Annotated in this window: 15 protein-coding genes; 11 read left to right on the top strand and 4 right to left on the bottom strand. The window is 70.0% G+C overall.

Features of this window, described 5'->3' with window-relative positions; translation table 11 throughout:
• Positions 1-13 precede the first annotated feature (13 nt).
• Together G4X40_RS13515 and G4X40_RS13510 are read right to left on the bottom strand one after the other, a co-directional pair.
• Complete coding sequence (locus tag G4X40_RS13515; protein ID WP_277833213.1) at positions 14-835, bottom strand: thioesterase family protein; 822 nt, start codon at positions 833-835, stop codon at positions 14-16.
• 11 nt (positions 836-846) lie between these two features.
• Complete coding sequence (locus tag G4X40_RS13510; protein WP_408642206.1) at positions 847-1734, bottom strand: RecB family exonuclease; 888 nt, start codon at positions 1732-1734, stop codon at positions 847-849.
• 160 nt (positions 1735-1894) lie between these two features.
• Here G4X40_RS13510 and G4X40_RS13505 point away from each other — a divergent pair, with 160 nt between their 5' ends.
• Positions 1895-2764, top strand: coding sequence for a tRNA (adenine-N1)-methyltransferase (locus G4X40_RS13505; protein WP_277833212.1), 870 nt, complete (start codon positions 1895-1897; stop codon positions 2762-2764).
• 15 nt (positions 2765-2779) lie between these two features.
• Here G4X40_RS13505 and G4X40_RS13500 read toward each other — a convergent pair whose 3' ends face one another.
• On the bottom strand, positions 2780-3298 hold the full coding sequence (locus G4X40_RS13500) for a nuclear transport factor 2 family protein (RefSeq protein ID WP_277833211.1): 519 nt from the start codon (positions 3296-3298) through the stop codon (positions 2780-2782).
• An 80-nt stretch (positions 3299-3378) separates the two neighbouring features.
• On the opposite strand from G4X40_RS13500, the gene G4X40_RS13495 reads away from it, so the two are divergent.
• Together G4X40_RS13495 and arc are read left to right on the top strand one after the other, a co-directional pair.
• Positions 3379-4422, top strand: coding sequence for a patatin-like phospholipase family protein (locus G4X40_RS13495; protein WP_277833210.1), 1044 nt, complete (start codon positions 3379-3381; stop codon positions 4420-4422).
• Positions 4423-4488: 66 nt separating this feature from the next.
• On the top strand, positions 4489-6270 hold the full coding sequence (gene arc / locus G4X40_RS13490; protein ID WP_277833208.1) for a proteasome ATPase: 1782 nt from the start codon (positions 4489-4491) through the stop codon (positions 6268-6270).
• 41 nt (positions 6271-6311) lie between these two features.
• Here arc and G4X40_RS13485 read toward each other — a convergent pair whose 3' ends face one another.
• Positions 6312-6896, bottom strand: a complete 585-nt coding sequence (locus G4X40_RS13485) for an NUDIX hydrolase (protein ID WP_277833207.1) — start codon at positions 6894-6896, stop codon at positions 6312-6314.
• A gap of 94 nt (positions 6897-6990) precedes the next feature.
• Between G4X40_RS13485 and dop the strand changes: the two genes are divergently transcribed.
• From dop to tatA, 8 genes are all read left to right on the top strand, one after another.
• Entirely contained in the window at positions 6991-8490 is a 1500-nt protein-coding gene (gene dop, locus G4X40_RS13480) for a depupylase/deamidase Dop (RefSeq protein ID WP_277833191.1), read from the top strand.
• Positions 8491-8621: 131 nt separating this feature from the next.
• Complete coding sequence (locus G4X40_RS13475; protein ID WP_277833190.1) at positions 8622-8816, top strand: ubiquitin-like protein Pup; 195 nt, start codon at positions 8622-8624, stop codon at positions 8814-8816.
• Positions 8813-9709, top strand: a complete 897-nt coding sequence (prcB, locus tag G4X40_RS13470; protein WP_408642205.1) for a proteasome subunit beta — start codon at positions 8813-8815, stop codon at positions 9707-9709. Before G4X40_RS13475 ends, prcB begins: the two co-directional genes overlap by 4 nt.
• Complete coding sequence (gene prcA, locus G4X40_RS13465; RefSeq protein ID WP_277833189.1) at positions 9706-10500, top strand: proteasome subunit alpha; 795 nt, start codon at positions 9706-9708, stop codon at positions 10498-10500. Before prcB ends, prcA begins: the two co-directional genes overlap by 4 nt.
• Before the next feature lie 65 nt (positions 10501-10565).
• Complete coding sequence (gene pafA, locus G4X40_RS13460; protein WP_277833187.1) at positions 10566-11924, top strand: Pup--protein ligase; 1359 nt, start codon at positions 10566-10568, stop codon at positions 11922-11924.
• Between the two features lie 45 nt (positions 11925-11969).
• Positions 11970-12980: a helix-turn-helix transcriptional regulator gene (locus G4X40_RS13455; RefSeq protein ID WP_277833186.1), complete on the top strand. Its 1011-nt coding sequence runs from the start codon at positions 11970-11972 to the stop codon at positions 12978-12980.
• Positions 12977-13936 (top strand): helix-turn-helix transcriptional regulator, encoded by a 960-nt coding sequence (locus G4X40_RS13450; RefSeq protein WP_277833185.1) that lies wholly within the window; start codon positions 12977-12979, stop codon positions 13934-13936. Before G4X40_RS13455 ends, G4X40_RS13450 begins: the two co-directional genes overlap by 4 nt.
• 150 nt (positions 13937-14086) lie before the next feature.
• Positions 14087-14371, top strand: coding sequence for a Sec-independent protein translocase subunit TatA (gene tatA / locus G4X40_RS13445; RefSeq protein WP_277833183.1), 285 nt, complete (start codon positions 14087-14089; stop codon positions 14369-14371).
• Positions 14372-14429: the final 58 nt, after the last annotated feature.

The raw sequence follows: 14429 nt of genomic DNA, 5'->3' as shown, positions 1-14429 counted from the left end.
GGACCGGGTCCGGTCAGCGCGACCGGACCAGCACGGTCTGCGCCGACCGGCCGACCGGCCCCGACTCGTCGTAGAGGATCCCCGCGCACATGCCGACCCCGTCCGGGCCGACGGAGGTCTCGGCGCTGATCCCGATCCAGTCGCCGACCGGCACGCGGTGCAGGTGCACGGTCAGGTCGGTGTTGAGGAACGTCCACTTGCGGAAGTCGAGTTTGGAGCCGACCCCGTTGGCGACGTCGACGACCGCGAAGAGGTTCTGCATCTGGGACAGCGGTTCGTCCGCGACGAGCGCCGCGCGGGTGCGGATCCAGGCGCGCCCCGGCTCGGCGGTTCCGGGGGTGCTCACCCAGTGCCAGTCGACAGCGTCGAGATAGCCGCCGGACACGCCCCAGTCGAATCCGCGCGCCGTGCCGTCGCCGGCGGGCATGGGCGGGTCGTAGGCGCTCTCGACGGCGGTGGTGTCCCCGGCCGCCATCCGCCAGCCCCGGGCGGACGCAACCGGGCGGAAGGTGCCGTCGCCGGGATGGGCCAGCAACTCCGCGGCGACCAGTTCGATGTTGCGCCCGGGACGCTCGATCCACGAGCGCACCCGGATCTCCGTCAACGGGACCGGCCCGAGGATCTCCACCGATACCCGGGTCAGCCGGGTGTTCTCGCGGGGACAGCAGCGTTCGAGCGCGCGCACCAGCAGCGCCGCCGGCGGGGACCCGTGCTGCATGGTCTCTGCCCACAGGCTGATCGTCGACGGCGAGGGTGCGAAACGTTCGATTCCGTCCTCGTCCGCGGGCAGCGGGCGGTAGAACGGTTCGTGGTCGAGCGGTCGCGGGTCGCCCATCGTCGAGATCCTCACTCCGTGTCCGGCGGTTTCTGAGCGGAGGGGACACCCTCCGGCCACCCAGGGTAGGCGGGCGCCCGGCCGCCGAACGCGGGACACCGCGCCTTGTGGTCGCACCAGTTGCACCAGCGGCCGGGCGCCGGCGGGAACTCGCCGGTCGCCCCGGACTCGCGAATGGTCTCCCACAGTGAGGCGAGGATCCGTTCGAAGCGCTCCAACTCATCCCGCTCGGGCGCGTACGCCAGTGTCGTCCCGTCGCCGAGGTAGAGCAGCCGCAACTCGCCAGGCACCCGGCCGTGCAGGTGCATCAGCACGAGCGCATAGAACTTCAGCTGGAACAGCGCCTCGGTCTCTCCGGACGGACCTGGGGAGCGGCCGGTCTTGTAGTCGATCACGGTCAGCGCACCCGCCTCGGACACGTCGACCCGGTCGACGAAGCCGCGCAGCACGAGTCCGCCGTCCAGTTCCACCTCGACCGGCAGCTCACACGACTGCGGCTGCACCTCGACAGGGTCCTCCATCGTGAAGTACCGCTCGAGCAGCCGCCGGGCGTCCGGCAGCAGGTCCGCGAGCTGCTGTGCCGCGGCGAGCTCGGGCCGCTCGACGGCGAGCCGCGCCCAGGCCGGCTCGAGCAGGTCCAGGGCCCGGTCTCGGTCGCGCTCCCCGGCGGGCAGCACATAGATCTGTTCCAGCGCGGCGTGCACCAGGATGCCCCTGGCCTGGGCGGCCGACGGCGCCTCCGGAAGCCGGTCGATCGCCCGGTAGCGGTAGAGCAGCGGACACCGCTTGAAGTCGGCCGCGCGCGACGGGGACAGCGCCGGCCGGCGCCGGCCGGTCGCGGCTGCCGGGTCGTCATCGCCGGACGCAGCCGGCGTCTGCGGGATCTGCTCGATGGTCACGATACGGACAGTAGGCCCGGACTCCGACAGCTTCGGTCCCCGGCGGGCGCGCTGTCGCGGGGTCCGCATCGGACCCGAGTGGTCGACCTGGCAGGCTGTACGGCGGCCCCGGCGACGTGACCGGGTCCGCTCGTCCCACCGATCAGGAGCAGATCAGCGCATGTCCGACGTCACCGAGTCGACGAACCCCCAGCGACCGGTCGGACCCTTCCGGGTGGGCGATCGGGTGCAGCTGACCGACGCGAAGAACCGCAAGTACACGGTCGTGCTCGAGCCCGGCAAGGAGTTCCACACCCACCGCGGCGGGATCCTGCACGACGACCTGATCGGCACCGACGAGGGCACGGTGGTGACCTCCACCAACGGCACCCCGTACCTGGCGCTGCGGCCGCTGCTGACCGACTACGTGCTGTCGATGCCGCGCGGCGCGCAGGTGATCTACCCGAAGGATGCGGCACAGATCGTGCACGAGGGCGACGTGTTCCCCGGCGCGCGGGTGCTCGAGGCCGGTGCCGGATCGGGCGCCCTCACGTGTTCGCTGCTGCGTGCGGTCGGCCCGTCGGGCACGGTGCTCTCCTACGAGGTGCGCGAGGACCACGCCGAGCACGCGGTGCGCAACGTCGAGACGTTCTTCCGGGGGAAGCCGGAGAACTGGGACCTGACGATCGGGGACGTGGCCGACTTCGACGCCGCGGCGGCCGGCGGCAAGGTCGACCGGGTCATCCTGGACATGCTGGCGCCGTGGGACGCGCTGCCGGCCGTGTCGAAGGCGCTGGTCCCCGGCGGCGTACTGATCGTCTACGTTGCGACGGTCACCCAGCTCTCGAAGGTGGTGGAGGCGCTCCGTGAGCAGGAGTGCTGGACCGAGCCGCGCTCGTGGGAGTCGATGGTCCGGGACTGGCACGTGGTCGGCTTGGCGGTGCGGCCCGAGCATCGCATGCAGGGGCACACGGCCTTTCTGGTCAGCGCCCGGCGCCTCGCCGAGGGCACCGTCACCCCGAAGCCGCAGCGCCGGCCCAGCAAGGGCTGACGCCCGCCGGGCGGGTCAGCTCGGGGCGGCCATCTCCGGGGTGCAGACGAACTGCGCGAAGGTCTTCGCGATCAGGCAGGTCCCCGCGTTGTCGAGTTGCCAGTGCCCGTCGACCTCGTGCCAGGTCATGGTCTGCAGTGGCGCGACGCCCTTGGGGCTGTTCGCGACGACGGTCGCGGTCGCGGTGTCGCCGACACGGTGCACGTTGGTGACCTGATAGGTGATGGCGCCGTACCCGGGCTGAGCCGACTCGATCGCCTCCAATGCCGGTGCCAGCGCGGGACCGCCCTCGACCACCGCTTCCCGGTCGGACAGCGAGGCCTCGGAGTTGGTGACGGTCTGCAACGTCTGCTGCAGGTCCTGCGGCGCGGGACTGACCGCGCCGGTGACCGGGGTCGGCGACGGGGCCTCCGAATTGACGTAGGAGGCGCAGGCCGGGGTCGCGAGCGCGACGGCGGCGAGGGTGGCGACCAGGGCGGAGCTGCGGGCGAGGGATCTGCGATTGCTCACGATGAGGCCTTCCTGCGAAGTCACGACGAGCGATCCTCTGCGGCGAAGCTAACACGCGCGGGGCGGCGTCGGAGGGCAATCGCGGCCGGATAGCATCGACCGCGATGTCTGCCGGTTCCCCAGTCCGTACCCCGCGCTCGACCGGGGTCGCCCCGTCCACCGCGCATCCGGTGCGGGAGTTGATCACGGCGCGCCTGGCCTCGGGCAGCCGCCCGCACGGCCGGTCCGACGACGCCCGCCTGGCCCTGGTGATCGAGGGTGGCGGCGGTCGCGGCGCGTACTCGGGCGGCATGGTGTTGGCGCTCGAACAACTGGGCCTGACCGACTGTTTCGACGACGTGTACGGCGCGTCCGCCGGCGCGCTCAACGGGGTCTGGCTGCTCGCCCGGGACGCCGCCGCGGGTATGTCGATCTGGTGGGACCCGGCGGTGATCCGGCGGGTCACCAATTTCTGGTCGCCGTTGCGGGGACGTCCGGTGGTGGACAACGAGTACCTGGTCGACACCGTCTGCCACGACCTGGTTCCGCTGGATTGTGCTGCGGTGCTGGCCCATCCGGTGCGTTTCCACCCGCTGGCGACCTGTGTCGACACCGGCGAGTCGGTGGACCTGCACGCGCATCTGGCTGACCAGGACAGCCTGCGGCGGGCGTTGCGCGCGAGCGCCGGCATGCCCTTGCTGTCGGGGCGACCGGTACCCGTGGGCGGGCGCAGATTCCTCGACGCCGGGATCAGCCAGCCCGTTCCCGTGCACACCGCGGTCGCCGACGGCGCCACCCACGTGCTGGTGCTGCGCACCCGGATCTCCACCCAGGTTCCCGAACCGATCGGCCCGCTGCAGCGCCGATTCATGCGCGCGCACCTCGCCCGTAAGGCGCCCGGCACTGTGGAGGTGTGGTCCGACCGGTTCGCGAGGGAGTGTGCGGACGAGCGGTTCTTCGCCGAGCACGACGCGAACCCGCTGTCCGCGCCGAGCGTGCTGCAGATCCGCCCGCCCGACTCGGCGTCCCGGGTGCTGCGCAACGACCGCGATGCGACCCAGCTGCGCCGGGCAGTGGAGATCGGCCGCCGGGCGACGCTGGCGGCGTTCGAGGCGTCTGTACCCCACTCCGGTTCGCGGTCCGGTCGTGAACTCGCCTGCGAGCGATAGCGCGTCACATCCCATTTGGTCGGCGATCCCGGTAGCGTTGAATCAAAGGAACGGGAGGAGTCGCACATGAGCGGGCCAGAACGTCCCTCCGATGACCGGAGTGGTGTCGAACAACACGGTGCCGATCAGTTGGCCGCCCTGCGAGCGGAGACGGAGACGCTGCGCCGTCAGCTCGCCGAATCACCGCGTCAGGTACAAGATCTCGAAGCGCGGGTCGACTCGCTGTCGATACGCAATGCGAAGCTGATGGACACGCTCAAGGACGCGCGCAACCAGTTGCTCGCGCTGCGCGAAGAGGTCGACCGCCTCGGCCAGCCGCCCAGCGGCTACGGGGTCATGCTCAGCGGCTACGACGACCAGACCGTCGACGTGTTCACCTCCGGGCGGAAGATGCGTCTGACCTGCTCACCCAACGTCGACTCGGCGAGCCTGCACCGCGGCCAGACGGTCCGGCTGAACGAGGCCATGACGATCGTCGAAGCCGGCGACTTCGAGAGCGTGGGGGAGATCTGCACGCTGCGCGAGGTCCTCGACGACGGCACGCGGGCACTCGTGGTCGGGCATGCCGACGAGGAGCGCATCGTGTGTCTGTCTGCCCCGCTGGTGGCCGAGTTCCTCACCGACGTGGAGAACCGGCCCGACGGCGACAAACGCCGCCTGCGCGCCGGAGATTCGCTGCTGGTCGACACCAAGGCCGGATACGCCTTCGAGCGCATCCCGAAGGCCGAGGTCGAGGATCTGGTGCTCGAAGAGGTGCCCGACGTCGGCTACAACGACATCGGCGGCCTGGGCAGACAGATCGAACAGATCCGAGACGCGGTCGAGCTCCCGTTCCTGCACAAGGACCTGTTCCATCAGTACGCCCTGCGCCCGCCGAAGGGCGTACTGCTCTACGGGCCGCCCGGATGCGGAAAGACGCTGATCGCGAAGGCCGTCGCCAACTCGCTCGCCAAGAAGATCGCCGAGGCGCGCGGGCAGGACAGCAAGGACGCGAAGTCCTACTTCCTGAACATCAAGGGCCCGGAACTGCTCAACAAGTTCGTCGGCGAGACCGAACGCCACATCCGGCTGATCTTCCAGCGGGCCCGCGAGAAGGCGTCCGAGGGCACGCCGGTGATCGTGTTCTTCGACGAGATGGACTCCATCTTCCGCACCCGCGGATCGGGCGTGTCGTCGGACGTGGAGACGACGGTCGTGCCGCAGTTGCTCAGCGAGATCGACGGTGTCGAGGGCCTCGAGAACGTCATCGTCATCGGTGCGTCGAACCGTGAGGACATGATCGATCCGGCGATCCTTCGGCCGGGCCGGCTGGACGTCAAGATCAAGATCGAGCGTCCCGACGCGGAGGCGGCGCAGGACATCTTCTCGAAGTACCTGACCGATGCCTTACCGGTGAACCAGGACGACGTCGACGAGTTCAACGGCGACCGCACGGCCTGCGTGCAGGCGATGATCACCCGGGTCGTCGACCGGATGTACGCCGAAAGCGAGGAGAACCGCTTCCTCGAGGTCACCTACGCCAACGGCGACAAGGAGGTCCTGTACTTCAAGGACTTCAACTCCGGCGCGATGATCCAGAACATCGTGGACCGGGCCAAGAAGTACGCGATCAAGGCGGTTCTCGAGACCGGATCGTCCGGTCTGCGCGTGCAGCACCTGTTCGACTCGATCGTCGACGAGTTCTCCGAGAACGAGGACCTGCCGAACACCACCAACCCCGACGACTGGGCCCGGATCTCGGGCAAGAAGGGCGAGCGGATCGTCTACATCCGCACGCTGGTCACCGGCAAGAACGCCAGCGCCAGCCGGGCGATCGACACCGAGACCAACACCGGTCAGTACCTGTAGTCAGCACGAGCGCATCGGCACCGACACTGCCGCCCGCCGGTTCACCAACCGCCGGGCGGCAGTGTCGCGAGCAGCGCCCGCGTGTCCGGCACGAATGGCCACTGCGCGTCGGCGAGGTGCGCGGCGAGGTCCACACGGGTCCACCAGCCTCCCTCGGCGATCTCGCTGGCCTGGTGCACGATCGGGCCGTCGTACTCGGTGACGAACGCGAACAGGTGACAGCGCAACGCCATACCCGCCCAGGTTCCGTCCCACGAGCATCGGGCGAGCGGGCGCAACGCCGCACCGGTGACCCCCAGTTCCTCGCCCAACTCGCGGGCCGCGGCCTGCTCGGGCAGTTCCCCGGGGTCGAGCACACCGCCGGCCAGGCAGTCGTACAAACCGGGGAACACCGCCTTCGTATCGGTGCGCCGGTGCACGTAGACGCGCCGCAGGTCGCCCGACCGGACCATCACCCCGGCGCTGGCGTGCCACAGCCCCTCGGCGTAGACGCGGGAGCGCGGCGCGGTGCCCGTCGGCGTGCCGTCGGCGTCGAACACGGCGACCACCTCGTCGGCCGGGGACCCACCCGACCCGGCCCGGTCCGCATCTGGTCGATCGGAACCGGGGTCCTCGGGCGAGCGCATGGCGACCATCGTGGCACGCCGGCGGGCACGGCTCGCACCGGCGTCTGCGCGCGGTGATCGGCACCCGGGCCGGGTGAGCATCTAGGCTCGGGGAATGCAGCGGATCATGGGCATCGAGGTGGAGTACGGGATCTCGTCACCGCAGGACCGGACCGCCAATCCGATCCTGACGTCCACACAGGCCGTGCTGGCCTACGCGGCGGCGGCCGGTGTGCCACGGGCGAAGCGGACCCGGTGGGACTACGAGGTCGAGTCGCCGTTGCGCGACGCGCGCGGATTCGACCTGGGACGCCTCGGCGGCCCGGCACCGGTGATCGACGCCGACGAGATCGGTGCCGCCAACATGATCCTCACCAACGGCGCGCGGCTGTACGTGGACCATGCGCACCCCGAGTACTCGGCACCCGAGGTCACCGACCCGCTCGACGCGGTCATCTGGGACAAGGCAGGCGAGCGGGTCATGGAGGCCGCGGGGCGTTTCGCCTCGTCGGTGCCGGGCAACCCGAAACTGCAGCTGTACAAGAACAACGTCGACGGCAAGGGCGCCTCGTACGGCACCCACGAGAATTATCTGATGAACCGGCAGACGCCGTTCGCCGACGTCGTCACCGGGCTCACGCCGTTCTTCGCGTCGCGGCAGGTGATCTGCGGGTCGGGCCGGGTGGGCATCGGCCAGTCCGGGGAGGACGCGGGCTTCCAGTTGTCGCAGCGGGCCGACTACATCGAGGTCGAGGTGGGGCTCGAGACCACCCTCAAACGGGGCATCATCAACACCCGCGACGAGCCGCACGCGGACGCCGAGAAGTACCGCCGACTGCACGTGATCATCGGCGACGCCAACCTGGCCGAGACGTCCACCTACCTGAAGGTGGGGACCACCGCGCTGGTGCTCGACCTCGTCGAGGCGGGGATCGACCTGTCCGACCTGGCGTTGGCGAACCCCGTGCAGGCCGTCCACCAGATCAGCCACGACCCGACCCTGCAAGCCCGTGTCGAGCTCACCAGCGGGCGTCGGCTGACCGGGCTGGAGCTGCAGCGTGAGTACCTGGGCCGGATCATCGGCCACCGGGAGAGGATCGGCGACACCGATGTCCGGGCAGACGACGTGATCGCCACCTGGACGACCGTGCTCGACGCGCTCGAGGGCGACCCGATGGACTGCTCCGACCTGCTCGACTGGCCCGCCAAGCTGAGGCTGCTCGACGGCTACCGCACCCGCGAGGGGCTGGCGTGGGGCGCGCCGAAGCTGCACCTGCTGGACCTGCAGTACTCGGATGTGCGGCTCGACAAGGGCATCTACAACCGGCTGGTCGCCCGCGGATCGATGAAGCGCCTGGTCACCGAGGAGCAGGTGCTGGCGGCGGTGTCGGCTCCGCCCACCGACACCCGCGCATACTTCCGCGGCGAATGCCTGCGCCGGTTCGGCGCCGACATCGCGGCGGCCAGTTGGGATTCGGTGATCTTCGACCTCGGCGGCGACTCGCTGGTCCGCATCCCGACCCTCGAGCCGCTGCGCGGCAGCAAGCATCACGTGGAGCGGTTGTTCGAGTCGGTCGACTCGGCGGCCGATCTGGTCGCGGCCCTGACGTCCTGAGGCAGGCTTCCCGAAGCAGACACGCGTGCTCGTCACGCCCCCTGTGACGGTTCTCGTCGGTAGGGTGAGGTGACAGAAACGGTGTCGCCCAGGGTGATCGCCCCGGGGCACCACGACTTCAGGAGGCTGCTATGGCGCAGGAGCAGACCAAGCGCACCGGTGGCGGCGACGAGGACGACGCCACTCCCGGTGGTGCCGGTGGCGGCCAGGAACGTCGCGAGAAGCTCGCCGAGGAGACCGACGATCTGCTGGACGAGATCGACGATGTGCTCGAGGAGAACGCCGAGGACTTCGTCCGCGCCTACGTGCAGAAGGGCGGCCAGTGAGCTCATCGCACCCTCGGTCGGACGGTCGGGGCGCGGTCCCCGGCCTGCATTCCGTCCTCCACACCGGGTCCGATCTGTCCTCGTTCACCGAATACCTGCGGTTGTACGCCCCGGATCAGCTGCCCGGCCACCGGGCGCAGCGGGGTGAGGGTGTCGTGGAACTCGGCGCATCCCGCGATCTCGCACCGCACGGCACCACGATCGTCGCGGTGACGTATGCGGACGGCGTGCTGCTCGCGGGTGACCGGCGGGCGACGATGGGCAACATCATCGCGAGCCGCGACATCGAGAAGGTGTTCGTCACCGACGACTACTCGGCGGTGGGCATCGCCGGTACCGCCGGTGTCGCGGTCGAACTCGTGCGACTGTTCGCGGTGGAACTCGAGCACTACGAGAAGATCGAGGGGGTCCCGCTGACCTTCGACGGCAAGGCCAACCGCCTCGCCACGATGGTCCGCGGCAACCTCGGCGCGGCGATGCAGGGACTCGCGGTGATCCCGCTGCTGGCCGGATTCGACGTCGACACCGACGATCCCGCGCGGGCCGGCCGGATCGTCTCCTATGACGTGGCCGGCGGCCGCTACGAGGAGCGGGCCGGCTATTACGCGGTCGGTTCAGGTTCACTGTTCGCCAAGTCGGCGCTGAAGAAGACCTACCGCGAGGGCGCCGACGAACAGGCAGCGCTGCGCATGGTGATCGAGGCGCTGTACGACGCCGCCGACGACGACTCGGCCACGGGCGGCCCGGACCTGGTCCGGGGACTGTTCCCGACCGCGGTGGCGATCGACGCCGCGGGGGCCCGGCGGGTTCCGGAGGAGCGGACCGCGCAATTGGCGCAGTCCGTGATCGACGACCGCATCGCCGCGCGCGGCGGGGAAGGGGACCGGCGATGACGATGCCGTATTACGCCTCCGCCGAGCAGATCATGCGCGATCGTTCGGACCTGGCGCGCAAGGGCATCGCCCGCGGGCGCAGCGTGGTGGTGCTGACCTACGCGGACGGTGTGCTGTTCGTGGCGGAGAATCCGTCGAAGGCGCTGCACAAGGTCAGCGAGCTGTACGACCGGCTGGGTTTCGCCGCGGTCGGCAAGTACAACGAGTTCGAGAACCTGCGCCGCGGCGGCATCATGCAGGCCGATCTGCGCGGCTATTCCTACGACCGGCGCGACGTCACCGGACGCTCGCTGGCCAACGCCTACGCGCAGACGCTCGGGACGATCTTCACCGAGCAGCCGAAGCCATACGAGGTGGAGATCTGCGTCGCCGAGGTCGCGGCGCCCGGCAAGACCGGGTCCCCGCAGCTGTACCGGATCACCTACGACGGTTCGATCGTCGACGAGTCGACGTTCGTGGTGATGGGCGGCGCGACCGAGCCGATCACGAAGGCGCTGCGCGAGTCGTACCGCCCGGAACTGCCCCTCGAGGAGGCGGTCACGGTTGCGGTGAAGGCGCTCGAGGACGGCACCAGCGAGTCCGGTTCGGCGGCGCGGGTACTCGACGTCGGATCGATCGAGGTGGCGATCCTGGACCGGAACCGGCCGCGTCGGGCGTTCCGCCGCATCGGCCGCGCGGCGCTCGCCGAGTTGCTGCCGGACCGGGCGGAGGCCGCCGACAACGCGACCGCCGACACCGGGGCCACGGAGCCGACCGACGGTGCGGCGGAAGGCGAAGCGCCGCAGAGCTGAACCCGATCGCCGCGCTGTCGGCCGATCGCCGCGCTCCGGGCCGATCCCGCTGTAATGTCGGAAGTGTGCAGCGACGAATCATGGGGATCGAGACGGAGTTCGGGGTCACCTGCACCTTTCACGGGCATCGCAGGCTGAGCCCGGACGAGGTGGCGCGGTACCTGTTCCGCCGGGTCGTGTCCTGGGGGCGCAGCTCGAACGTGTTCCTCCGCAACGGCGCGCGTCTGTATCTGGACGTCGGATCGCACCCGGAGTATGCGACGGCCGAGTGTGACCACCTGAGCCAGCTCGTCGCGCACGACCATGCCGGGGAGCGGGTGCTCGAGGATCTGCTGATCGACGCTGAGTCGCGGCTGGCCGAGGAGGGGATCGGCGGCGACATCTACCTGTTCAAGAACAACACGGACTCGGCCGGCAACTCCTACGGCTGCCACGAGAACTATCTGGTGGTGCGGGCGGGGGAGTTCTCGAAGATCTCCGATGTGCTGCTGCCGTTCCTGGTGACCCGCCAGCTGATCTGTGGTGCGGGCAAGGTGCTGCAGACGCCGAAGTCGGCCACCTTCTGCCTGAGCCAGCGCGCCGAGCACATCTGGGAGGGCGTCTCCTCGGCGACGACCCGGTCGCGGCCGATCATCAACACCCGCGACGAGCCGCACGCCGATGCCGAGAAGTATCGCCGGCTGCACGTGATCGTCGGCGACTCGAACATGTCCGAGACCACCACGATGCTCAAGGTCGGGACCGCCTCGCTGATGCTCGAGATGATCGAGGCGGGCGTGGCGTTCCGGGACTTCGCGCTGGACAATCCGATCCGCGCGATCCGCGAGGTCAGCCACGACATGACCGGCCGCCGTCCGGTGCGGCTGGCCGGGGGCCGGCAGGCCAGCGCGCTCGACATGCAGCGCGAGTACCACGCGAAGGCGGTCGAGTACCTCGGCGGCCGCGAGCCGAATCATGAACTGGCCCAGGTGGTCGACCTGTGGGGCCGCCAGCTCGACGCGGTCGAGTTGCAGGACTTCTCCAAGGTCGACACCGAGGTCGACTGGGTCATCAAGCGCAAGCTGTTCCAGCGGTACCAGGACAAGTACGGCATGGAGCTCTCCGACCCGAAGATCGCCCAGCTGGACCTGGCCTATCACGACATCAAGCGCGGGCGCGGCGTATTCGACCTGCTCCAGCGCAAGGGCCTCGCCAAACGCGTCACCGACGACGAGAGCGTCGACGCCGCGGTCGACACGCCGCCGCAGACGACCCGCGCGAAGCTGCGCGGCGACTTCATCGCAGCGGCGCAGGAGGCCGGACGTGACTTCACGGTCGACTGGGTGCATCTCAAGCTCAACGACCAGGCTCAGCGCACGGTGTTGTGCAAGGACCCGTTCCTGTCGGTCGACGAGCGGGTGGACCGGCTCATCGCCTCGATGTGAGTGTCGGCGCGCGCGGGAGCGCCGCCGGATCATAGGCTGCTCGGCGTGGCAACAGCGAAAGCCGAGCGGCTGATCAATCTGGTGATCTGCCTGCTGTCGACGAAGCAGTTCGTTCCGGCGGAGAAGATCCGGACCAGCGTGGTCGGTTACAAGGAGTCGCCGACCTACGAGGCGTTCAGCCGGATGTTCGAGCGGGACAAGAACGAGCTGCGCGACCTGGGCATCCCGTTGGAGACCGGGAAGACCGCGTTCTCGGACACCACCGAGGGCTACCGCATCAACCGGACCGACTACGAACTCCCCGACATCGAGCTGACCCACGACGAGGCGGCGGCGGTCGCGGTGGCGACCCGCCTGTGGGAGTCACCGGAGTTCGCCGCGGCCGCGCAGACGGCGCTGCTCAAACTGCGGGCGGCCGGGATCCAGGTCGACGAGGATCAGGCGCTGACCTCGGTGGCGACGGCCGCTCCGCGGTCGCGGGGGTCGGAGCCGGCGTTGGCCGGGGTGCTGGGCGCGATCGACACCGGACAGGCCATCGAATTCGACCACCGCTCCTCACGCACCGCGCCGTTCGCGCGCCGCACGGTCGAGCCGTGGGCGGTGGTCACCCTGCACGGGCGCTGGTACCTGGTCGGTCACGACCGCGACCGGGACGCGCCGCGCACCTTCCGGCTCTCGCGCATCCACGGCGAGGTCACGCCGATCGGCCCGCCCGGCGTGGTCCACCGACCGGAGGGTGTCGATCCCCGGGAGATCGTGGCCGACGCGGTGTCCGGCGGGGTGGCGACCGAGTCGGTCCGGGTGTGGGTCGCCGCGGACCGCGTCCACGAACTGCGCCGCGTCGGCACGATCGTCGAGGAACGGGAACTGGCCGGCCGGGCGGGCACGGAGCTGGAGATACCGGTGCACTCGCGGGGTGCGACCGCACGGATCGTCGTCGGGTACGGCGCGGATGCGGTGGCGCTCGCGCCGCCGGATTTCCGTGCCGACGTCGTCGCGCGGCTGCAGGAGGCAGCCGGTAGCGGAGCAGTGAACGGGGAGGACGCGAACAGGTGAGTGCACGATTGACGGATCGGCTGGTCAGGCTGATCAATCTGGTGCCGTACTTCATCACGAACGAGGGCATCAGCAAGACGGAGGCGGCGGCCGAGCTCGGCATCACGCCCGCCGAACTGGCCAAGGACCTCACGTTGCTGTGGATGTGCGGGCTGCCGGGCCACGCCGGTGGGGACCTGATCGACCTGGCCATGGAGGAGGACACCGTCACGGTGACGTTCTCCGCCGGCATCGACCGGCCGTTGCGGCTGACCTCCACCGAGGCGACCGTGCTGCTCATGGCGCTGCGGGCCCTCGTGGACCAGCCCAGCAGCGTCGACCCGGTCGCCGCCAGCAGCGCGATCGCGAAGATCGAGCAGGCCGCGGGGATCGCGGCCGGGGGCCTCGAGGGCGGGGCCGTGGCGGACGCGGACCCCGTGCTCACCACGGTGCGCTCGGCCGTCACCGCGGGGCATGCGCTGCGGCTGCGGTACTTCTCCGCGTCGCGCGATGCGATCACCGACCGGGTGGTCGACCCGATCCGGATCCGGCTGGTCGAGGACCAAAGCTATCTGCAGGCGTGGTGCCGCAAGGTGGAGGGGGTGCGGCTGTTCCGGTTCGACCGCATCGAGGACGCCACCGAACTCGACGAGCCGGCCCGCGCCCATCCGGAGGCGACCGATCTGGCCGCTTCCGAGGCGCTGCTGCAGGGCGGCATCTTCGGCGTCGAGGACGGCTTGCCGGTCGCGCGCCTGCACCTGGCACGGTCCGTGCTGTGGGTGCTGGACTACTACCCGATGGACGTGCTCCGGGAGGAACCGGACGGATCGGTAGAGGTGCAGATGCGATACGCCACGACGGAGTGGATGGCGCGCCTGATCCTCGGCTTCGGCGGGGCGGCGACGGTGTTGGACCCGCCGGAGCTGCGCGAGGACGTGCGCGCCCGGGCTCGGGCGGCGCTGGATCTCTACACCTGAGGCCCCGGTCGACGCGCGGCAACCCGGGAGTCCGCGGGTGTGAGATCGCACGGGCGGACTGTGCAACCGACACAGGCGACGGATTTCACCTGATGTTGCCGGAACCCGGTCCGGTAGCATCGTTGTGGTCGCGACTTTGGAGGTTTTCTCATGGGTGCACTGAGCCCCACGCACTGGCTGATCATCATCTTGGTGGTGGTGGTCCTATTCGGCTCGTCCCGGCTGCCCAATGCGGCACGCGGTGTCGGGCGCTCGCTGCGCATCTTCAAGAGCGAGATCAAGGAACTTCACGACGACGCACCGGCGGCGCCGAAGGCGCAGGCCGCCGAGCCCGCACCGCAGCAGCTCCCGGCGTCCGACGCCCCGGCGGCGCAGCCGCCCGCCGCGGCTCCGAACGCCCAGCAGCAGGCGACCCCCGAGCAGAAGTCGCTCTGATGCGGGTGAACCGTGCCGGGGTTGCCGCAGGGCATCCCGGCCGGTTCAGACGTGTCGT

This window comes from Speluncibacter jeojiensis (genome assembly GCF_029589495.1).
Classification (GTDB): Bacteria; Actinomycetota; Actinomycetes; order Mycobacteriales; family Mycobacteriaceae; genus Speluncibacter; species Speluncibacter jeojiensis.
Note: the sequence above shows the minus strand (reverse complement) of the source record. Positions and strands in the feature narration are given on the sequence as shown.